This window comes from Streptomyces sp. SKN60 (assembly GCF_026236535.1).
In the GTDB taxonomy this organism is placed as follows: Bacteria; Actinomycetota; Actinomycetes; order Streptomycetales; family Streptomycetaceae; genus Streptomyces.
Window position 1 is genome coordinate 32,856 of the sequence record NZ_JAHTMW010000025.1, and the last position, 19,824, is coordinate 52,679.

Annotated in this window: 19 protein-coding genes; 7 read left to right on the forward strand and 12 right to left on the reverse strand. The window is 72.8% G+C overall.

The features are described 5' to 3' along the window. The first annotated feature begins 59 nt into the window (after positions 1 to 59). A complete protein-coding gene (locus KV205_RS31175) occupies positions 60 to 410 on the forward strand; it encodes a DUF1330 domain-containing protein (RefSeq protein ID WP_265868164.1) in 351 nt (116 codons plus the stop codon). An 11-nt stretch (positions 411 to 421) separates the two neighbouring features. On the opposite strand, the gene KV205_RS31180 is transcribed toward KV205_RS31175, so the two are convergent. The 3 genes from KV205_RS31180 to KV205_RS31190 form a co-directional block, all read right to left on the reverse strand. Further along, positions 422 to 1,414 carry an RNA polymerase sigma-70 factor gene (locus KV205_RS31180; protein WP_265868165.1) on the reverse strand — a complete coding sequence of 331 codons (993 nt, stop codon included), beginning with the start codon at positions 1,412 to 1,414 and terminating at the stop codon, positions 422 to 424. A 473-nt stretch (positions 1,415 to 1,887) separates the two neighbouring features. Then, the gene (gene msrA / locus KV205_RS31185; protein ID WP_265868166.1) at positions 1,888 to 2,547 is read right to left on the reverse strand and encodes a peptide-methionine (S)-S-oxide reductase MsrA; all 660 of its coding nucleotides are present in this window, start codon (positions 2,545 to 2,547) and stop codon (positions 1,888 to 1,890) included. Positions 2,548 to 2,639: 92 nt separating this feature from the next. Next, positions 2,640 to 3,746: a hypothetical protein gene (locus KV205_RS31190; RefSeq protein WP_265868167.1), complete on the reverse strand. Its 1,107-nt coding sequence runs from the start codon at positions 3,744 to 3,746 to the stop codon at positions 2,640 to 2,642. A 115-nt stretch (positions 3,747 to 3,861) separates the two neighbouring features. On the opposite strand from KV205_RS31190, the gene KV205_RS31195 reads away from it, so the two are divergent. After that, positions 3,862 to 5,016: a cystathionine gamma-synthase gene (locus KV205_RS31195; RefSeq protein WP_265868169.1), complete on the forward strand. Its 1,155-nt coding sequence runs from the start codon at positions 3,862 to 3,864 to the stop codon at positions 5,014 to 5,016. Between the two features lie 92 nt (positions 5,017 to 5,108). Here KV205_RS31195 and KV205_RS31200 read toward each other — a convergent pair whose 3' ends face one another. From KV205_RS31200 to KV205_RS31215, 4 genes are all read right to left on the reverse strand, one after another. Beyond that, complete coding sequence (locus KV205_RS31200) at positions 5,109 to 5,300, reverse strand: DUF1059 domain-containing protein (protein WP_265868170.1); 192 nt, start codon at positions 5,298 to 5,300, stop codon at positions 5,109 to 5,111. Positions 5,301 to 5,345: 45 nt separating this feature from the next. Continuing rightward, positions 5,346 to 5,597 (reverse strand): hypothetical protein, encoded by a 252-nt coding sequence (locus tag KV205_RS31205; protein WP_265868171.1) that lies wholly within the window; start codon positions 5,595 to 5,597, stop codon positions 5,346 to 5,348. Further along, positions 5,594 to 6,040: a sigma factor-like helix-turn-helix DNA-binding protein gene (locus tag KV205_RS31210; protein ID WP_265868172.1), complete on the reverse strand. Its 447-nt coding sequence runs from the start codon at positions 6,038 to 6,040 to the stop codon at positions 5,594 to 5,596. Before KV205_RS31210 ends, KV205_RS31205 begins: the two co-directional genes overlap by 4 nt. Before the next feature lie 101 nt (positions 6,041 to 6,141). After that, a complete protein-coding gene (locus KV205_RS31215; protein ID WP_265868173.1) occupies positions 6,142 to 6,654 on the reverse strand; it encodes a MarR family winged helix-turn-helix transcriptional regulator in 513 nt (170 codons plus the stop codon). Between the two features lie 147 nt (positions 6,655 to 6,801). Between KV205_RS31215 and ilvA the strand changes: the two genes are divergently transcribed. Next, positions 6,802 to 8,037: a threonine ammonia-lyase gene (gene ilvA / locus KV205_RS31220; protein WP_265868174.1), complete on the forward strand. Its 1,236-nt coding sequence runs from the start codon at positions 6,802 to 6,804 to the stop codon at positions 8,035 to 8,037. 38 nt (positions 8,038 to 8,075) lie between these two features. Here the strand turns inward: ilvA and KV205_RS31225 are convergent, their stop codons facing one another. Then, positions 8,076 to 10,349, reverse strand: a complete 2,274-nt coding sequence (locus tag KV205_RS31225) for a DUF4157 domain-containing protein (protein ID WP_265868175.1) — start codon at positions 10,347 to 10,349, stop codon at positions 8,076 to 8,078. A gap of 243 nt (positions 10,350 to 10,592) precedes the next feature. Between KV205_RS31225 and KV205_RS31230 the strand changes: the two genes are divergently transcribed. Next, complete coding sequence (locus KV205_RS31230; protein ID WP_265868176.1) at positions 10,593 to 11,669, forward strand: ATP-binding cassette domain-containing protein; 1,077 nt, start codon at positions 10,593 to 10,595, stop codon at positions 11,667 to 11,669. Further along, positions 11,666 to 12,523, forward strand: a complete 858-nt coding sequence (locus KV205_RS31235; protein WP_374214754.1) for an ABC transporter permease — start codon at positions 11,666 to 11,668, stop codon at positions 12,521 to 12,523. Before KV205_RS31230 ends, KV205_RS31235 begins: the two co-directional genes overlap by 4 nt. A gap of 17 nt (positions 12,524 to 12,540) precedes the next feature. Here KV205_RS31235 and KV205_RS31240 read toward each other — a convergent pair whose 3' ends face one another. The 4 genes from KV205_RS31240 to KV205_RS31255 all read right to left on the reverse strand — a co-directional run bounded on the left by KV205_RS31240 (position 12,541) and on the right by KV205_RS31255 (position 18,604). After that, positions 12,541 to 14,901 (reverse strand): protein kinase, encoded by a 2,361-nt coding sequence (locus tag KV205_RS31240; protein WP_265868177.1) that lies wholly within the window; start codon positions 14,899 to 14,901, stop codon positions 12,541 to 12,543. A gap of 66 nt (positions 14,902 to 14,967) precedes the next feature. After that, positions 14,968 to 17,388: a protein kinase gene (locus KV205_RS31245; protein WP_265868178.1), complete on the reverse strand. Its 2,421-nt coding sequence runs from the start codon at positions 17,386 to 17,388 to the stop codon at positions 14,968 to 14,970. 105 nt (positions 17,389 to 17,493) lie between these two features. Continuing rightward, positions 17,494 to 17,991, reverse strand: coding sequence for a transcription elongation factor GreA (gene greA / locus KV205_RS31250; RefSeq protein ID WP_265868179.1), 498 nt, complete (start codon positions 17,989 to 17,991; stop codon positions 17,494 to 17,496). Between the two features lie 211 nt (positions 17,992 to 18,202). Continuing rightward, positions 18,203 to 18,604, reverse strand: a complete 402-nt coding sequence (locus KV205_RS31255; protein WP_265868180.1) for a DUF4307 domain-containing protein — start codon at positions 18,602 to 18,604, stop codon at positions 18,203 to 18,205. Between the two features lie 97 nt (positions 18,605 to 18,701). Between KV205_RS31255 and mca the strand changes: the two genes are divergently transcribed. Further along, positions 18,702 to 19,583 (forward strand): mycothiol conjugate amidase Mca, encoded by an 882-nt coding sequence (mca, locus tag KV205_RS31260; RefSeq protein WP_265868181.1) that lies wholly within the window; start codon positions 18,702 to 18,704, stop codon positions 19,581 to 19,583. After that, entirely contained in the window at positions 19,576 to 19,818 is a 243-nt protein-coding gene (locus KV205_RS31265) for a hypothetical protein (protein WP_265868182.1), read from the forward strand. The genes mca and KV205_RS31265 overlap by 8 nt, the downstream gene beginning before the upstream one ends. Positions 19,819 to 19,824: the final 6 nt, after the last annotated feature.

Genomic DNA, 19,824 nt, shown 5'->3' on the forward strand with positions numbered 1-19,824 from the left:
GCCGGGGCATGACCTGCGGGGTAATCGACCCGTACGGCATGCCCCGGCACGCTGTTCCCATGACCGCATACGCCATCGGAAACCTGCACCCGAAGCCCGTCCTCGACGAGGAGGTCTTCGCCTACATGGAGCGCATCCAGGACACCCTGGACCCCTTCGGCGGGCGCTTCCTCGTCCACGGCGCGCCCGAGCGCGAGGTGCGTGAGGGCAGCTGGCCCGGCGCCGTCGTGATCATCGGCTTCCCGACGTACGAGGACGCCCGCGGCTGGTACGACTCCGCCGCCTACCAGGAGCTGATCCCGCTGCGCACCCGCCACATGAACGGCGACGTGCTGCTGATCGAGGGCGTGCCCGAGGGGTACGCGGCCGCCGCCACCGGCGCCCGGCTGCGCGCCGCCGCCCGGTCCTGAGGGCTCCGGGCTCAGGGCTTGCCGGGTTCCTCCCGCTGCCGGCGGCGCTCCGCGCGCTGCCGCTCCTGGACCTCGGCGGCCACCTTCCAGCCGTCCGCCACCGGCCCCACGTGGTCGAGCTTGTCGGGGTTGGTGATCGCGCGGACCGTCCGGACCTGCCCGTCGACGACGTCCAGGGCCCAGATGAACAGCACCCGGCCGTCCCGGTCGCGGAACACCGCGCCGGGGCCGCCGTTGACCTCGCGGGCCTCGAAGGACGCGTCCACCAGAGACAGCCGGCCGATGTACGAGGTGAGCAGCCGGGCCACCGGCTCCGCGCCGACCAGCGTCCGCGACAGCGCCGGCGCCTTGCCGCCGCCGTCCCCGACCAGCTGCACATCGGCGGAGAGCAGCGCCCGCAGCCCGTCCACCTCGCCCGCCTGCAGGGCGTCGAAGAACCGCGCCGCCAGCTCCTCCCGCTCCACCCGGTCCGCCTCGAACCTGGCCTGCCCGGCCGCCATGTGCCGGCGCGCCCGTACGGCGAGCTGCCGGCAGGCCGCCTCCGAACGGTCCACCGCCTCCGCCACCTCGGGGAACCCGAAGCCGAACACCTCGCGCAGCACGAACACCGCCCGCTCCAGCGGGCTCAGCCGCTCCAGGAGCAGCAGCGCCGCCATCGACACCGAGTCGGCCAGCTCGGCCGCGCGCTCGGGGTCCTCGTACGGATCGGCGAGCAGCGGCTCCGGCAGCCAGTCCCCGACGTACTGCTCGCGCCGCACCCGGGCCGAGCGCAGCACGTCGATCGAGATCCGGGTGACGGTCGCGGACAGGAAGGCCTTGGGCGAGACGGGCGGATTCGGCGCGGTGGCATAGCGCAGCCAGGTCTCCTGCACGGCGTCCTCGGCCTCGCCGACGCTGCCGAGGATCCGGTACGCGATGGAGAACAGCAGCGGCCGCAGCCCCTCGAAGACCCGTACCTCCCCGGCCTCCGCCGCCGCCCCCGCGCTCCCGCTCGCCCCACTCATCCCGATTCCTCCTCGCACCACCCGCACAGGTCCCGCCCCCCCACTCTCCCCGAGAGGAGACGAACCGGCCCGCCGTTCTGTGACATCCGGCAGCCGGGAGCCCTCATCACTGCCGGAGTCCGGCATCCCGGCGGGCCGCGCGGAGGCCTAGCGTCAGGGACGGCAAGGGCGGCAGGGGCGGAACGCGATGGGGGGCCGGGATGACGGACGGGGCCGGGTTCTCGTTGGTGTGGGGCGTGGGCGCGACCGCGTTCGGCTGGATCGTGGCCACGGACTTCCGGGGCGCTGCCCACCGCCTGCACGCGTGGGCGGACCGGTTGCCGTTCGGCGGGTGGCGCGGAGCGACGCCGGGCATCCGCTTCCTGCGCGAGCTGGCTGGTCGGCGGCGCGGCCGGCCTGCTGCTCCTGGTCCTCAGGGACCCGCGCGAGGAGCGGGCCGCGCCCTGACCCGTACGGCTCCGCCCCGCCGCGTCCTACTCCGCCTTCGCCACGCCGATCGGGCACGACACGCCCGTGCCGCCGATGCCGCAGTAGCCCGCCGGGTTCTTGTCCAGGTACTGCTGGTGGTAGGGCTCGGCCGGGTAGAAGGGGCGGTCCTCGGCCGGGAGGACGGTGGTGGTGATCTCGCCGTAGCCGGAGCCGGCCAGGACCTGCTGGTAGGCGGCGCGGGAGGCCTCGGCGGCGGTCTGGTGCTCGGGGGAGTGGGTGTAGACGGCCGAGCGGTACTGGGTGCCGACGTCATTGCCCTGGCGGAAGCCCTGGGTGGGGTCGTGGGACTCCCAGAACAGCTTCAGCAGGCGCTCGTACGACACCTTCGACGGGTCGAAGACCACCCGGACGACCTCGGTGTGACCGGTGAGACCGGAGCACACCTCCTCGTACAGCGGGTTCGGGGTGTGGCCGCCCTGGTAGCCGACCAGGGTCGTGTACACGCCCTCGGTCTGCCAGAACTTGCGCTCGGCGCCCCAGAAACAGCCCAGGGCGAAGTCGGCGACCTCAAGCCCCTCCGGGTACGGGCCGAGCAGCGGGGTGCCGAGGACCGTGTGCCGCTCCGGGACGGCGAACGCGGGCTCGGGCCGCCCGCCCAGGGCCTGGTCGGGGGTGGGGAGGACGGGGGTGCGGGACAGGAACATGCGGCATCTCTCCTCGACGGGTGGGCCAGGCCCTCAGCACAACGCGCCGGGCCCGGCCGGGATTCCCCCGCCCCTTCCCTCCACGCCCCCGGTCACCTCGACAGCGTCGCCGGGCTCCCGCCGTCCGACTCGTAGCCCGCCACCACCAGGTTCCGGTGCACCGTGTACGCGAGCGCCGGGTCGTCGCGCAGCGTCCACGGCAGCGCGCCCACGTACCCGTCCACCTTCACGAGCAGCCGCATGGCCTCGGCCCACCGCTCCTGGCCCATCAGGAACTCGACGAGCAGATGGCGTACGTGCGCCAGCATCGGGTCGTCCACCCGCGCCGAGTGCACCGCGTACATCGCGCCGTCGACCGCCTTCGACACCACGGCCGTACGGTAGAAGTCCACGCCGACCACGATCTCCGGCCGGTTCTCGAAGACCGCGAACAGCGGCAGCGCGGCGAGCAGCGAACCCTGCGGCGCACGCGCCGCGGCCGTCGTCGCGAAGTGGTCCGCCTCCACGCGCGAGCCGTGCCACTTCTCGCACCAGTAGTGCAGCGCCGCGAGATGCGCCCCCATGTGCTCCGGTGCGCGGTCGATCACCTTGGCCCACAGCAGGTCGAACTCCTCGTGGGAGTAGCCGAGTCCACGGGCCACCGCGAGCTGCGAGATGTACGGCACGGGGTCGCCCGGCGCGAGCAGCGCGGCCTCCTCGCACGCCTTGCGGGCCTCCTCCAGGATGACCCGGAAGTCGTCGCTGCCGGCCGTCGAGGACCGCCAGGCCTGCTGCACCAGGAACTCCGCGTACACCTGCGCGCCGCCCGCGTCCTTCGGCGCCTCGGCGTGCCAGGCGCGCAGCCACGCGCCGCCCACGCCGGGCTTCTCGGCCAGCTCCAGAGAGGCCGCGCCCGCGAAGGCCTGCACCCGCTGCCAGCGCAGCTCGCCCTGCTGCTCGGTGCCCTTCAGGAGCTGCGAGGCGGCCCGCCAGTCCTGCGTCGCCTGCACCACGTCGAGCACGTCCAGGAGATCCCGGTCGGGCCCCGGCAGCCGTACGTCCTGCTCCTCCTGGCGCAGGAATCCGTACGCCGCCGGATCGGCCGCGTCCGGCGATCCGGGGGCCACCTGCCGGATGCCGCCGGCCCGCCGGCGGAACACGAAGGGGCCCAGGACACCGAAGATCAGGCCGAGGGCGATCAGGAACCACAGAATCTCCATGCGCCCATTGTCCAGGACGCCCCGGCACACCTGCTGAGACGCCCCGGCACGCCTGGTGAGACGGGCCGTCCCATCGGGCGGCGACAGCGCCGCCACCGGACTACGCTCCTGCCTCATGAGCGACCAGCACTCCCACCAGAGCTTCGAGACCCGCGCCATCCACGCGGGCAACACCGCCGACCCGCTGACCGGCGCGGTCGTCCCGCCCATCTACCAGGTGTCCACCTACAAGCAGGACGGTGTGGGCGGGCTCCGCGGCGGCTACGAGTACAGCCGCAGCGCCAACCCCACCCGGACCGCCCTCGAGGAGAACCTCGCGGCCCTGGAAGGCGGCCGTCGCGGCCTCGCCTTCGCCTCCGGCCTCGCCGCCGAGGACTGCCTGCTGCGCACCCTCCTCGTCCCCGGCGACCACGTCGTCATCCCCAACGACGCCTACGGCGGCACCTTCCGCCTGTTCGCCAAGGTCGTCCAGCGCTGGGGCGTCGACTTCTCCGTCGCCAACACGTCCGACGTGGCCGAGGTGCGCGCCGCGATCAACGACCGCACCAAGCTGGTCTGGGTGGAGACCCCCTCCAACCCGCTGCTCGGCATCACCGACATCGAGGCCGTCGCGGGCGTGGCCCGCCAGGCCGGCGTGAAGCTGGTCGTCGACAACACCTTCGCCTCGCCGTACCTGCAGCAGCCGCTGTCGCTCGGCGCGGACGTCGTCGTGCACTCGCTCACCAAGTACATGGGCGGCCACTCCGACGTCGTCGGCGGCGCCCTGGTCGCGGCCGACGCGGAGCTCGGCGAGGAGCTGGCGTACCACCAGAACGCGATGGGCGCGGTCGCCGGCCCGTTCGACTCGTGGATCGTGCTGCGCGGCATCAAGACCCTCGCCGTCCGCATGGACCGGCACAGCGAGAACGCCGGCAAGGTCGTCGACATGCTGACCCAGCACCCGAAGGTCACCCAGGTCCTCTACCCGGGTCTGCCGGAGCACGCCGGCCACGAGATCGCGGCCAAGCAGATGCGCGCCTTCGGCGGCATGGTGTCGTTCCGCGTCCAGGGCGGCGAGCAGGCGGCGGTCGAGGTCTGCAACCGCGCCAAGCTGTTCACCCTGGGCGAGTCCCTCGGCGGCGTCGAGTCCCTGATCGAGCACCCGGGCCGGATGACCCACGCGAGCGTCGCGGGCTCCGCCCTGGAGGTCCCGGCGGACCTGGTCCGCATCTCCGTCGGCATCGAGAACGCCGACGACCTGATCGCCGACCTGCGCGCGGCGCTGGGCTAGTCACCTGCGCTTTCACGAGCACGGGTACGAGTTTTACGAGTACGAGTACGAGTACGGGTCGGCCTCCGCCCTGGAGGCCGGCCCGTGCGCGTTCAGGAGCCGGGCACCGGGTCCTTCATGCTCGCCTTGACGTCCTCCCTCAGCTGGGGGCTGTCGGTGTGCCCGTGCACGGCGATCACGTGCGCGATGGCCGCCTTCAGGAGTTCGTCCTCCTCGCCCGCCATGTACATCGAGCAGTTGGAGACGCTGGGGAAGTCCCGGCAGTCGGTTGCTTTCCTGGCCATGTCGACCTCCTGTACCCCGCCTCTTCCTCCAGGCTAGGCCGGTTCTCAGAAGCCTTCGAGCGGGGGCGTCACGTCCGTCGGCGGAACCTCCCAGGGGCGGGCCACCGAGGCCCAGACCAGGAAGGCGACGGCGGCGAGCGCCAGCAGCGTCCAGCCGATCCGGCGCAGCGCCCGGTCCCGGCGGAGCAGCCGCACACCGCGGGCCACCGCCCGGGCGGCGAGGTCGCCGGGGACCTGCGGCCGGCCGGCCGAGAGCAGCCGGCGGACCTCGTCCTCCTTGCGCTCGTGCCGGTTCACGAGGCGGCCCGCAGGGTGCTCACGGAACGGGCGCAGATGGCCCGTACCCGGTCCTCCGGCACCCCGAGCAGCGCCGCGGTCTGCTCCTCGGCGACGCCCTCGTACAGCCGCAGCACGACCACCAGGCGTTCCTGCGGGGTGAGCGCGGAGAGCACCCCGCCGCGGCCCTTGTGGTGGCGCCAGGCGGTGCGCGCGAAGCGGGTGGCGAGCTCGGAGCGGGTGAACTCGTACGGGTCCTCGCCGCGCAGCCGGTCCCAGTGGGCGTAGGTGTGCGCCAGGGCGGCGGTCAGCAGGGCCTGGGCGAGCGGATTGCGGCGGTCCGGCTCGGTGGTGAGCAGCGTCGCGGCATGCAGCAGCCGGCCCGACGCCCCGGCCGCGAACGCGTTGAACTCCCGGGTGCGCCGCGCGTGTTCGCCGGTCTGGCCGTCTGCGGGCTCTCGCACGCCCCCAGTTGAGACCGGTGCGCGGTCCCGGTCAAGCCCCGTGGACGGGGTGCGAGGTCACGACTTGGACGCGACGGGCCACGACCGGTCGCCGCGACGGGTCACGACGTGGAGGCGGCCGGGTCGGCGGGCGCCGGCACCCCCGACTGGCGGGCCGAGAGCGCGGTGTTGAAGCGGGTGAGCAGCGCGCAGAACGACTCGCGCTCGGTGGGCGTCCACCCCTCCGTGACCTCCACCATCAGCTGGCGGCGCGAGGCCCGGACCTCCTCCAGGCGGGCCTGGCCGCGCGGCGACAGCTGGAGCACCACCGCGCGCCCGTCCTCGGGGTGCGAGGTGCGCTTGACCAGGCCGGTGTCGACGAGCGGGGCGACCTGCCGGGTCACCGTCGACGAGTCGATGCCCATGCCCGCGGCGAGCGCCTTCACGCCCATCGGGCCCTCCCGGTCGAGCCGGTTGAGCAGCAGGTACGCGGCGCGGTCCATGGAGTTGCGGAGCTGTCCGGTGCCGCCGAGGCGGGTCTGCTCGGCCCGTCGGGCGAAGACGGCCACCTGGTGCTGGAGGGCGTCGAGGAGACCGGGGTCGAACTCAGTCGTCATGTCCTGAGATGTGGGCATGGCTGTGGGGGCTCTCTCGTGCGGCGGGCGGTTGGTGGGGGACAGAGTACGCGGCCCCGCCGGGGTCCGTACCGGCGCTGCGCAAACCTGTCCGGCGGCCCGCCCGCCGGGCGGCCACGGGGGCCGTGAGCTGCGAGACTTGCTGTCATGAGCTTCCGTACGCCACACCCCTTGCACCCGCTGATGCTCGACGACGTGCGCGGGGCGCAGAAGATGCTGGCCGGGGTGGCCCGGGTGACCGCGATGGAGGGCAGCCGCCATCTGTCCTCGCTGATCGGGGCGCCGGTCCACTTCAAGTGCGAGAACCTGCAGCGCACCGGCTCCTTCAAGCTGCGAGGCGCGTACGTGCGGATCGCCGGGCTGCGCCCCGAGCAGCGGGCGGCCGGGGTGGTCGCCGCGTCGGCCGGCAACCACGCGCAGGGCGTGGCGCTGGCCTCGGCGCTGCTCGGCGTGCACGCCACGGTGTTCATGCCGGTCGGCGCCCCGCTGCCGAAGGTGGCGGCGACCCGCGAGTACGGCGCGGAGGTACGGCTGCACGGCGGCGTCGTGGACGAGACGCTGGCGGCGGCCGAGGAGTACGCCCGGGAGACCGGCGCGGTGTTCATCCACCCCTTCGACCACCCCGACGTCATCGTCGGGCAGGGCACGGTGGGCCTGGAGATCCTGGAGCAGTGCCCCGAGGTCCGCACGATCGTGGTCGGGGTCGGCGGCGGCGGGCTCGCGGCCGGCATCGGCCTCGCGGTGAAGTCGCTGCGGCCCGACGTGCGGGTGATCGGCGTGCAGGCCGAGGGCGCGGCGGCGTACCCGCCCTCGCTCGCGGCCGGGCATCCGGTGGCGATCGAGTCGCCGGTGACGATGGCCGACGGCATCAAGGTGGGGCGGCCGGGCGACGTGCCGTTCGCCCTGGTCAGGGAGTACGTGGACGAGGTCGTCACGGTCTCCGAGGACGCGCTGTCCTCGGCGCTGCTGCTCTGTCTGGAGCGGGCCAAGCTGGTGGTGGAGCCGGCCGGGGCGAGCCCGGTGGCGGCGCTGCTGGCCGACCCGGACGCCTTCCGGGGCCGGGGCCCGGTGGTGGCGGTGCTGTCCGGCGGCAACGTCGACCCGCTCCTCATGCAGCGGATCCTGCGCCACGGCATGGCGGCGGCCGGCCGCTATCTGAGCCTGCGCCTGAAGGTCACCGACCGGCCGGGCGCCCTCGCGACGCTGCTCGCGGTGCTGACGGTGGTCGACGCGAACGTCCTCGACGTCAGCCACGTACGGACCGACCCGCGGCTCGGCCTCACGGAGGCGGAGGTCGAGCTGCACCTGGAGACGAAGGGCCCGGAGCACTGCGAGGAGGTCACGGAGGCGCTGCGGGACGCGGGGTACACGGTGCTTGGGTGAGGCCCCCGGGGGGTGCTGGGCACCCCCGGGGGGCTCGACTAGAGGTGGCCGCGGAAGGTGCGGAGTTTCCGTGCCACGGCTTCGTTCCCGAGGCGGGCCACGGCGTCGGCGACCGCGTCGAGAAGCGGTCCGACGCTCGGCTTCGTCCCCCCGGAGAGGTCCTTCGCCGCTTTGTTCAGCGCCTTCGCGTGCTCATGGAGCTTGAGAACGACTTCCTGGGAATGGTCCGGTGTGATGCCGCCCGCGACGGTGGCCAGTTCCTTGAACACGAGGTTCAGGACCAGGGGCAGCTTTCCGGCGCTCCCTCCGGCTCCGTACGGGGTCCTGCTGTTCATCTCCTGGAGGGTGCGACTGCCGTTCGTGCACAGCGCGGCGATCCCGGCGGCGAGGCTCTGTCGAACGGGCGCCGAGGGTGCCGAGGGCGCCGGGGCCGAGATGTCGGCCAGGTTCGCGGTGGGGTTGACGGCGGCCTGCTGTGCGCCTGCGAGCGCTTCCCTGGACCACTGGGTGAGCAGTTCGACGTCCTGCCCCAGCTCGTCGAAGGTGACCTTCTGGCGCCCGAACTTCCGCAGTTCCAGGGGGACGATGGGAATGTCGCCCACCTTCTCCTGTTTGGCCCTCGCGTCGCTCAACACCGTCATGGCGCCGAACGCGTCGGTCTGGTGGACCTGTTCGGCCTTGGCGGTGCGCTTGCGCAGGGAGGTATGGGCGTACTTGCGGGCCTTCTCCGCCACTGCTCCAGCGCCCCAGTCGGTGAGGGGGAGTCCGTAGACCTCCCCGAAGACGCCCACGACGGCGTCGTAGTTGGCGTCCAGGAATGCCCTGGCCGGGTCCGGCAGGAACCCGCCGACGGTCTTGAGGTTGACCCGCGAGAGGACCGCGGTCTTGTTCTTGCCCAGAGTCAGCCTCTCGGCGTTGCGCTCCTGCTCGGCCAGGTCGCCGAGGGCGGCCAGCTGGTTGTAGAAGAGGGCGGCGAACCCGCGCAGTTGCTCGGCGGTCGTCGTCTGCGAGGCCGCTCCGTCCACGTCCATCTGGCCCCCGAGGAAGAGATCGGCCACCCGCCGGCCGAAGACGAGGCTCTGGGAGAGGTGGATGTGCGCCTTCGACCTGGACGAGATCCGGGTCTTCGTGCCGCCCGTGTTGGCCGGTTCCGATTCGGTCAGCATGTGCTGGAAGAAGCCGGCCATGCCGTGCAGGGGGACGCCCACGGTCTGGTGGGCGAACAGGCCGTCCCCGTAGCCCTGGAGCCCTCGCGTCTCGGTGTGCGGGCGTTCGGGTGCCACTCTGAGATCCGTCCCCACCAGTGAGGTCTCGTCGTGGGTGAACGTCGCCTCGGGATAGAGGCGCGCGAGTGACTTCTCCTCGTTCGTCGAGCCCGGGCCGGGGCCGTAGAGCCTGCTGTGCATGTCCCTGAGGGCGGTGAGGGTCGCCTCGCGGTCGCTGTGGGCGGTCTCTCCCGGGAGGACGTTCATCGGAGGGGTGACGAATTCCGCGTTCGTGTACTGGGTTCCGTCGGGGGCGTTCCGCTTGTCGCCCACCATCTTCACGCCGCTCTCGTGCGTGACGAGGATCGGTCCGGAGACGGGCTCGCCGTGCGCATCGCGGGCTTCGACGTTGCCGCCGTCCGCCATGGACACGGGCCGGTCCGTCTCGATCTCCAGGCCGATGGCGCGCTGAATGGGGGCGGGAGTGGCGGGGGCCGGGCCGCCGAGGGCCCGGCGCGCGTTGGCCTCGGCTTCCCGCTCGAAGCGGTCGGAGGGGTCGGAGACCTTCAGGCCCGCCCCGTTGTCGGTGCCGGCCACCGGGCCTTGGCGCTGCTGGATGACGTGGGTGAGCTCGTGGGCGAGGGTGTGCCGGTCGGCGCCGCCGTCGCCGATGACGACGTGGTTGCCGCTGGTGTAGGCGCGGGCGCCGACCTCGGCGGCGGAGGCGCGGGCGGTGGAGTCGGTGTGCAGCCGTACGTCCGAGAAGTCCGCGCCGAGCCGGGCCTCCATGTCGGTACGGGTGGCCTCGTCCAGCGGGCGCCCCGGCGCGCGCAGCACCTCGTGCACGGCGGACCGCTGGACCGGGGGCTGCTGGACCGGGGGCTGCTGGTGTCCGCAGCCGGCGCCGTGCTCGTGGCGCTCCTGGGCCCAGGGGTGGCCGGCCTGGCGGAGCAGCTGCACGACGGCCGCGTTGCCCGCCGCGCCGAGCCGGCCGGGCAGCGCGGGAGACGAGGTCTCCGGCGCCCGCCCCGTAGCCGGTGTCCTGGTGGCCTCCGTCCGGTCCGGCCGGTGGGCGCTGCCCGTCCTGTCGTCGTTCGGGGTCCGCACGGGGTCCCCCTCCTCTTCGGCGTCGGCGTGGACTTCCTGCGTACACGGCGGAGGGCTGCCGTTTCGAGGTGCGGGCGGGCAGAACCGGGCGGCCGATCGGGCAGTGTGCGCAAACCGGTTGTGTATCGCGATGTATCGCGTTACCGTGTGGTCCGGGTCACTCGAACGCCGGGCGTCGTCCGCTCGGCGTCTCTAAACTTGGACGAAATCTTTCAAAACCTCTCAAATCATCTGGGAGAACGCATGCCAGGCGCGATTCACGCCGAAGGTCTGGTGAAGACCTTCGGCGACGTACGAGCTCTGGACGGGGTGGACCTCGATGTACCCGAGGGCACCGTCCTGGGCCTGCTCGGCCCGAACGGCGCGGGGAAGACGACCACCGTGCGCGTGCTCACCACGCTCCTCCGACCGGACAGCGGCCGTGCCGTCGTGGCCGGGATCGACGTGCTCAAGCACCCCAACGAGGTGCGCCGCGCGATCGGCCTGTCCGGCCAGTTCGCCGCGGTCGACGAGTATCTGACCGGCCGCGAGAACCTCCAGATGGTCGGGCAGCTCTATCAGATGAACGGCAGGGCGGCGAAGGTCCGCGCGGGCGAGCTCCTGGAGCGGTTCAACCTCGCCGACGCCGCCGACCGCCCCGCCAAGACCTACTCCGGCGGCATGCGGCGCCGGCTCGACCTGGCCGCCGCCCTCGTCGTCTCCCCGCCCGTGATGTTCATGGACGAGCCCACCACCGGCCTCGACCCCCGCAACCGGCAGGCCCTGTGGGAGATCATCCAGGAGCTCGTCGCCGGCGGCACCACCCTCCTACTCACCACGCAGTATCTGGAGGAGGCCGACCACCTGGCCCACGACATCTGCGTCGTCGACCACGGCAAGGTCATCGCCCACGGCACCTCCGACCAGCTCAAGGCCCAGACCGGCGGCGAGCGCGTTGAGGTCGTCGTCCACGACCGCGACACCATCCCGGCCGCCCGCGAGGTCCTCGCGCGCTACGGGACGGCGGGCGTCGGCCGCGGCGACATCGACGCCGGCGACATCAGCGTCGAGGAGCACACCCGTAAACTCACCGTCCCGGTCACCGGCGGCGCCAAGCTGCTCGCCGAGGTCATCCGCGACCTGGACGCCGTCGGCGTCGAGATCGACGACATCGGCCTGCGCCGCCCCACCCTCGACGACGTGTTCCTCTCGCTGACCGGCCACGTGGCCGAACAGGCCGAGGAGAACGGCGAGAATGGCGCGAGCGGCGGGAGCGGCGCGACGAAGAGCGCCCGCAAGGACCGCAGCGACCGCAGCGACCGGAAGGAGGCGGTCAAGTGACCGCGGTGACCGACACCCTGGCCAAGCCGCAGCGGCGCGGCGCCATCGCCCAGTCGATCAGCGACTCGCTGGTCGTCACCAAGCGCAATCTGATCCGGATGACCCGCATCCCGGAAATGGTCATCTTCGGCCTCATCCAGCCCGTGATGTTCGTGATCCTCTTCACGTACGTCTTCGGCGGCTCGATGAAGATCGGTAACACCACCGACCCGGAGGTCTACAAGAACTTCCTGATGGCCGGCATCTTCGCCCAGACCGTCACCTTCGCCACGGCCGGCGCGGGCGCGGGCATCGCCGACGACATGCACAAGGGCCTCATCGACCGCTTCCGCTCGCTGCCCATGGCGCGCGGCGCGGTCCTCACCGGCCGCACCCTCGCCGACCTGGTGCAGACGGCACTGACCCTGCTCGTCCTGGCGGTCGTCGCGCTCATCGTCGGCTGGCGCCCCGGCTTCGCGGAGCCCACCAACTTCGCCAGAATCATGGCCGGATTCGGCCTGCTGCTGCTCCTCGGTTACGCCTTCACCTGGATCGGTGCGCTGATCGGCCTGTCCGTGCGCACCCCGGAGGCGGCCACCTCGGGCGGACTGATCTGGCTCTTCCCGGTCACGTTCATCTCGAACGCGTTCGTGGACTCCAGCCAGATGACCCCCTGGCTCCAGAAGGTCGCCGACTGGAACCCCTTCAGCGCCACCGTGCAGGCCTGTCGCGTGCTCTTCGGCGACCCGGGAGTCTCCCAGTCCCAGGCCTGGCCGATGCAGCACCCGGTGTGGGCCTCGCTGATTTACTCGGTCCTGATCATCGTGCTGTTCCGGACGCTGGCGGTACGGAAGTACCGCTCGGCCACCGCCTGACGCGACGCGCACGGGACTCACGGCAGATAGCCGGAGATCACCAGGTCGTCGAAGGGGACGAAGACCGCCCCTCCGGCGACCAGGGGTTCGCCCGGCGTCAGCGACTTCGCCTCGACCCCGTCCGGAAGGACCGCGTTGCGGGCCTTCACATCGCGGTCGCCCACCGGGCCGGTCGCGGGCAGCGACTGCACTTGTTGCTTGCCCGCGACCACCAGCCGGTCGCCCGCGAAGACGACCCGGTCCACCCCGTCGTCGAAGCTGCCGGTCGTCGTCGCCCGCCGCAGCTCGCGCCCGCTCGCCAGGTCGTAGGTGACCACGGTGAAGCTGACCGAGCTGCCGACGAGACTGCCGACCACGGCCACCGTGCCGTCCGCGCGCACCGCCGGACCGGCGACGATCGTCAGATCCTCCGCCAGCGTGCGCCGCGGCCGCAGCGTCCGGGCGTCGAGCACGGGCACCCCGCCGTCCTGTGCGTTCTGGCACAGCACCGCGTCCCCGTGCACCACGATCGTCGAGCACTCCACGCCGGCGCCGCCCCGGGCCGTCTCCTTGCCGGTCGCCGTGTCGAGGGCCACCGGCACGGTCCCGCCGACCGTCACGTACACCCGGTTCCCCGAGGCGACCAACTGCTCGGGGATCGCGTCGAGTTCCTTCCGCCACAGCTCACGGCCGCCGCCCTTCCCGTCCAGCCGCACCGCCGTGACCAGGCCCTTGCCCTCGTCCGTACGGTGCAGCAGGCTGCTGTACAGGACGTCGCCGACCAGGTCGGAGCCCTTCTCCGCCCACTCGGGTCCCGGCGCGGGCACCTTCCCGCGCACCTTTCCGTCGTCGAGGCCGTACGCCGTCAGGCCGTCGGCGCCCGCGATGTACGCCGTGTCGCCGACGACCGACGGATCGCCCGGCGACGCCAGGATGCCGAAGTCGCCGGGAGTCTCGCGGCCGGGGACCGCCCACAGCCGCTTGCCGTCGGCCGCGTTCAGGGCGAGGGCCCCGCCCCCGGTGCCCGCGCACAGCAGCACCTTCGGCGCCAGGGAACAGTTGCTGATCCCCGGGCCGACCCGGCTCGCCCACGGCGACCAGCCGGCCGGCCGGGCCCCGCTGTCCGTCGCCGACGTCCCGAAGTCGCCGGCGTGCCCCTCACCGCCGTACGGCCGGACGACCTGGCTCAGCGATCCCACCCCGCCCGGCCCGGACGCCGAAGCGGAGGGCCCGGCCGAACCCGAAGGACCCGAGGGACCCGCGTCTGCCTGGTCCCCCTGCCCGCCCTGCCGGTCGAGCAGCACCACCCCCACCGTCGCCACCACCGCCACCGCGACCGCCGCGGCCACGATCTGCCCCCACCGGCGGCGCCGCGGCTCCGGCCCGGCGGGACCGGCGGGCCGGGCGACCGCCGCCGTGGGCGAGTACGGCACCGCGACGACCGGCGCCATCGTCGGCAGCTCGGCCACGCCCGCGCCCGAGGCCGCCGCCTCGCCGAACCCGCGGGCCGCGTCCCCGTACTCGGCGAGCAGCGACAACACCCCGCCCGGCCACGGAAACACCTCCACCTCGGCGGCTTCGGAACCCAGCAACTCCGCCAGCTCCGCCGCCGAGGGCCGCTCCGCCGGATCGAGCCGCAGACAGCGCTCCACGACCGGCCGCAACTCCTCCGGCACGCCCGACAGTTCGGCATCGGCCCGGCTGATCCGGTAGACCACCGCCGCCATCTCGTCGTCGTGGAAGGGCCCCCGGCCGCTCGCCGCGAACGCGAGCACCGCCCCCAGACAGAACACGTCCGAGGCCGGCACCACGGCCCGGCCGCCCACCAGATGCTCCGGCGACATGAAGCCCGGCGAGCCGACGACCAGCCCCGTCGAGGTCAGCGCCGTCGCCTCGAAGGCCTGCGCGATGCCGAAGTCGATCAGCTTGGGCCCGGCCGCGCCGAGCAGCACGTTCGCCGGCTTCAGATCCCGGTGCAGCACCTGCGCCTCGTGCACCGCGCCGAGCGCCCGGGCCAGGGCGACGCCCAGCTCCCGTACCGCCGCGACCGGCAGCGCGCCGGCGCGGACGACCGCCTCGGCGAGCGAGGGCCCCGGCACGTACTCGGTCGCCAGCCACGGCGCCGGCGCGTCGGCGTCCGCGTCCACGAGCCGGGCCGCGTAGGGGCTGTCCACCGCCCGCGCCGCCGTGATCTCGCGCCGGAAGCGGGTCCGGAAGTCCTCGTCGAGCTCCAGCTCCGCGCGCACGGTCTTCACCGCGACCATCCGGTACGGGTCGGCCGTCGGCGCGTCCGTACGGCAGGCCAGATGGACCTCGCCCATGCCGCCCGCGCCGAGCCGGGCGAGCAGCCGGTACGGGCCGACGAGCCGGGGCGGCCCGGCGGGCAGTGCTTCCAGCACGGTCAACACGCCTTTCCGATGGGGCTGTCGGGGTGACTCACGGGCACGGGCCCGGAGTACTCGGACTTATTCGGGCAGCTCGACGGACGCGACGGCGCCCTTGTCGTACACGACATAGGCGATCCCGCCGACCGGCAGCACCTCGGGCTGCCGGATCATCCGGCCGTAGACGATGCCGTAGTTCGGGTCGCGCTCGTCCTCCTCGGCCCGCGGCCCCGGCGCGCCCGGCACCGGCGTGGCCTTGAGCCCGCCCGGCCTGCCGTCCGCGCCGAGCCCCACGGTGTAGAGCGCGGAGTAGTCGGCGAACACCAGCCGGTCGCCGGCGAGCAGGGGAGAGGACAGCTCCTGCTTGAGCCCGGCCGGCGCGGTGTCCTTCAGGGGGTACGAGGCGAGCCGCGTGCCGTCCTTCGGGTCGTAGACCCCCAGGCCCTCCTTCGCGAAGCCGACGAAGGCCTTCGGGCTGATCACATCGGCGCTGAGGCTCTCCAGCGACGCGGGCACGGTGTCCTTCGCGGCGAGGGTGGCCGCGTCGAGGACGTGCAGCCGCTCCTCGGCGTCGACGACGTGCGGGGTGCTGACGCAGTACGCCGAGTCGCCGAGCACCTTCACGGCCTCGCACTCGGCGGCCGCCCGGTCGACCTGCCCGCGCAGCTCGCCGGTCCGGGCGTCGTAGGTGACGAGCCCGCCGTCGCTGAGCGCGTACACCTGCCCCTTGGCGTAGGCGACCGGCTCGAAGGGGCGGGTCTCGGAGTACGGGATCTCGTCGCTGGTGAGCATCTTCGACCAGAGCTTCCGGCCGTCCGTGAGGGAGAACGCCGCCATCCCGATGGGCGGATGGATGACGCCGTCCGGCGACGGGCCCGCGACCGCGGCGAAGATCGTGCCGTCGGCCACGATCGGCCGGGTCACCTCCCGCTGCGTGCCCTGCATCGGCTCCTTCGACTCCCAGCGGACCGCGCCGCTGCGCACGTCACGGACCTGGAGCTTCCCCTCCCAGGCGAGGACGACGACCGAGTCGTGGACGGTGGGACGGGAGGCCTTGTCGACGATCCACGGCACGCCGTGGTCGTTCATGTAGCTCTGGCCGCCCCGGCCCGTCCCGCCGGCGCTCGCCTCCCACAGCTTCTTCCCGTTCGCCGGGTCGAGGGCCTCGTACCAGCCGTCCGTCGTCCGGCACACCAGCGCCTTCTCGTTCCCCGAGCAGCCGAACGCCGGCGCCGACAGCTTCGCCCGCCACGGCTTCCAGCCGGCCGGCCGCTGGGCCGCGTTCTGCGGTACGACCCCGGAGGCGTCCGCCAGGCCCCGGTCGTCGACGCCCGGGACGCGCGGCCCGGACGCGGCGGGCGGGCCGGCGGTGGCGGGCTTCTTCGGGGCGGGCTCCGGCCACAGCAGATACGTGCCGACGCCGCCGCCCAGGACCGCCAGGGCCACCACGGCGGCGATCAGGGCGCGGCGGCGCCGCTCGGGTAAGGGAGCCGGGGCGGCGGGGCGGTCGGTCGGGGCCTGCGTCGGCGCCGCGTGCAGCCCGGGCGCGTCGGCCGGGGCCGGGGCGGGGGCCGCGGGGACCTCCACCAGCGGGCCGCCGGACGCGACGAGCTGGGCGAGCTCCCGCCCGTACTCGCCGATGTGCTCCCGTACGGCCTCCGGCCACGCGGGCGGGCGCCCGGCCGTGCCGCCCAGGAGCTCGGCCAGCGCCTCGGGCGCGGGCCGGTCCGCCGGGTCGCGGGACAGACAGGCGGTGACGACGGCCCGCAGCTCCTCCGGCAGCCGGGTCAGATCGGCCTCGGCCTGTGCGACGCGGTAGAGGACGGCGGCGACCGGGCCCTCGCCGAACGGGTCCTCGCCGGTCGCCGCGTAACAGAGCAGCGAGCCGAGGCAGAAGACGTCCGACGCGCCGGTCACGTGCCGGGCGCCGGCCACGTGCTCGGGCGACATGAAGGAGGGCGTGCCGACCATCACACCGGTCGCGGTCATGGTGGTCGCCCCACCCGCCCGCGCGATGCCGAAGTCGATCAGCCGCGGGCCGTCGACGGCGAGCATCACGTTGCCGGGCTTGAGGTCGCGGTGCAACACCTCGGCGGCGTGTAGATCGGCCAGCGCGCGGGCGATCCGGGCGCCGAGCGCCCGCACCGTCGCGACCGGCAGCGGGCCGCCGCGCCGCACGGCCTGGGCGAGGCTGGGGCCGGGCACGTAGGCGGTGGCCAGCCACGGCGTCTCGGCGTCGGGGTCGCCGCCGACGGGCGCGGCGGCGTACGCGCTGCGCACCATCCCCGCCACCCTGATCTCGCGGCGGAAGCGCTCGCGGAAGGCGGGCTCGCCGGCGACGTCGGTCCGGACGGTCTTCAGGGCGACGTACGCGCCGGGCGGGGCGCCGGGGTCCGTGTCCCGCGCCAGATACACCTCGCCCATGCCGCCGGCGCCCAGCCGCGCGAGCACCTCGTACGGTCCGATGTGCCGTGGCGCGCCCTCGCGCAGCGGTCCCAGCATCTGCCCCATCCCCCTTCTGCGGCCGATGCCTCCGATCATTGCATGAGCATGACGAAGGGCCGGACCCCTTCGCGGGGTCCGGCCCTTCGTACGGTCGTACGGGGCTCAGCCGGTGTACGGCGTGGCGCTGAGGATCTTCACCATGGCCATCTTGCCGTTCGGCAGCTCGTACTCGGCGTCCTCGCCGGCCTTCTTGCCGTTGACGCCCAGGCCGAGCGGCGACTGCGGGGAGTAGGTCTCGATGTCACCGCTCGCGTACTCGCGGGAGGCGAGCAGGAAGGTCATCGTGTCGTCCTCGTCGCCGTCGAAGGCGATCGTCACGACCATGCCCGGCTCGACGACGCCGTCGTCCGCCGGGGCCTCGCCGACCTTGGCGTTCTGCAGGAGCTGCGTGAGCTGGCGGACCCGGAGCTCCTGCTTGCCCTGCTCCTCCTTGGCCGCGTGGTACCCGCCGTTCTCCCGCAGGTCGCCCTCCTCGCGCGCCGCGGCGATCTTCGCGGCGATCTCGGTACGCGCGGGACCAGACAGGTACGCAAGCTCCTCCTTGAGCTTGTTGTACGCCTCCTGGGTGAGCCAGGTGACGTTCTCGCTGGTCTGGGTCACAGGTGCTCCTCGTAGGTACTGGGAATACAAAAGCTCGTCCTGAGCGGAAAGCCACATGTCCAGCTTGCGCCTTCTTGCGCCTTCCGAGCGGGCGAAACCACGAGCCTAACAATGAGTGGCGAAAAGCGGGAGGACATAACCGCGGTCTTTACGTCACCCCAGGTCACCGGGGCGGCCTGGCGGGGGCACTACCCCCGCTCCCTACCCACCGCTACCGCGCCGTACACCCGATCAGCTCGGCGCTGGTGGCCCGTGCGGTGGTGCGGATCGAGTAGACCTTGTCGAGCCGGTCCGTGCTCTCCTCGATCCGGACGTCCTTGCGGCCGACCTCGGTGCCGTCCTCGGCGCGGGAGCGCAGTGTGCACACGCCCTTGGCGTCGGTGTCCTTGCGGATCTCCAGGTGCACCTGGACCTCGCTGTCGCCGGTCACCTCGAACTTGATGACCTCGGCGCTGATCTTGCTGTCGACGACGTAGTGCCAGCCGAACCAGCCCATCATGGCGAGGAAGAGGGTGCCGAGCACCGCCCCGGCGATCATGAGCTTGCGGTCGGCCCGCGCGTCCGCGGAGCGCCCGTAGCGCCCCTCGGGGAGCCGCTCTCGCACCGCGCCCATGATCGTTCCTCTCGCCGTCGGGGTACCGGAATTTTCCCTCCCCCGATTCCGTCACTATAGAGACCTCCCTAGGCGACGAATGACTGAGGACCGAGTCTTGACTGAGCAGCTGCGACTGATGGCCGTTCACGCCCACCCCGACGACGAGTCGAGCAAGGGCGCGGCCACGATGGCGAAGTATGTGTCCGAGGGGGTGGAGGTCCTGGTGGTGACCTGCACGGGCGGCGAGCGCGGCTCCATCCTCAACCCGAAGCTCCAGGGCGACCCCTACATCGAGGCGAACATCCACGAGGTGCGCCGCAAGGAGATGGACGAGGCGCGCGAGATCCTGGGCGTGAAGCAGGAGTGGCTGGGCTTCGTCGACTCGGGCCTGCCCGAGGGCGACCCGCTGCCGCCGCTCCCCGAGGGCTGCTTCGCCCTGGAGGACGTGGACGCGGCGGCGGGCGAGCTGGTCCGCAAGATCCGCGCGTTCCGCCCGCAGGTCGTCACGACCTACGACGAGAACGGCGGGTACCCGCACCCCGACCACATCATGACCCACAAGATCTCGATGGTGGCCTTCGACGGCGCGGCCGACACCGAGAAGTACCCCGAGGACGAGTTCGGCCCGGCCCACGCGCCGAGCAAGCTCTACTACAACCAGGGCTTCAACCGCCCGCGCACCGAGGCGCTGCACCAGGCGCTGCTCGACCGGGGCCTGGAGTCGCCGTACGGGGACTGGCTGAAGCGCTGGGACGAGTTCTCGCGCAAGGAGCGCACCCTCACCACCTACGTGCCCTGCGCGGAGTTCTTCGAGATCCGCGACAAGGCCCTGATCGCCCACCGCACCCAGATCGACCCCGACGGCGGCTGGTTCCGGGTCCCGATGGACATCCAGAAGGAGGTCTGGCCCACGGAGGAGTACGAGCTGAGCAAGTCCCTCGTGGACACCTCCCTCCCCGAGAGCGACCTCTTCGCGGGCATCCGGGACAATGCCTAGCATGAGCGCACACCTGGCACTGACCGAGCTCGTCCCCTTCGCCGCGAAGGAGCTGGACGAGAACAAGGTGACCCCCGGCGTCCTCGGCTTCGTGGTCTTCGCCGTCCTGGCGCTGGCCGTCTGGGGTCTGATGAAGTCGATGAACCGCCACATGCACAAGGTCGACTTCGCGGAGGCCCCGGACCCGGCCACCGCGGGCGCGCCGGCTTCGGCGGCCGAGGGCTCGAAGAAGTAGCAGGCG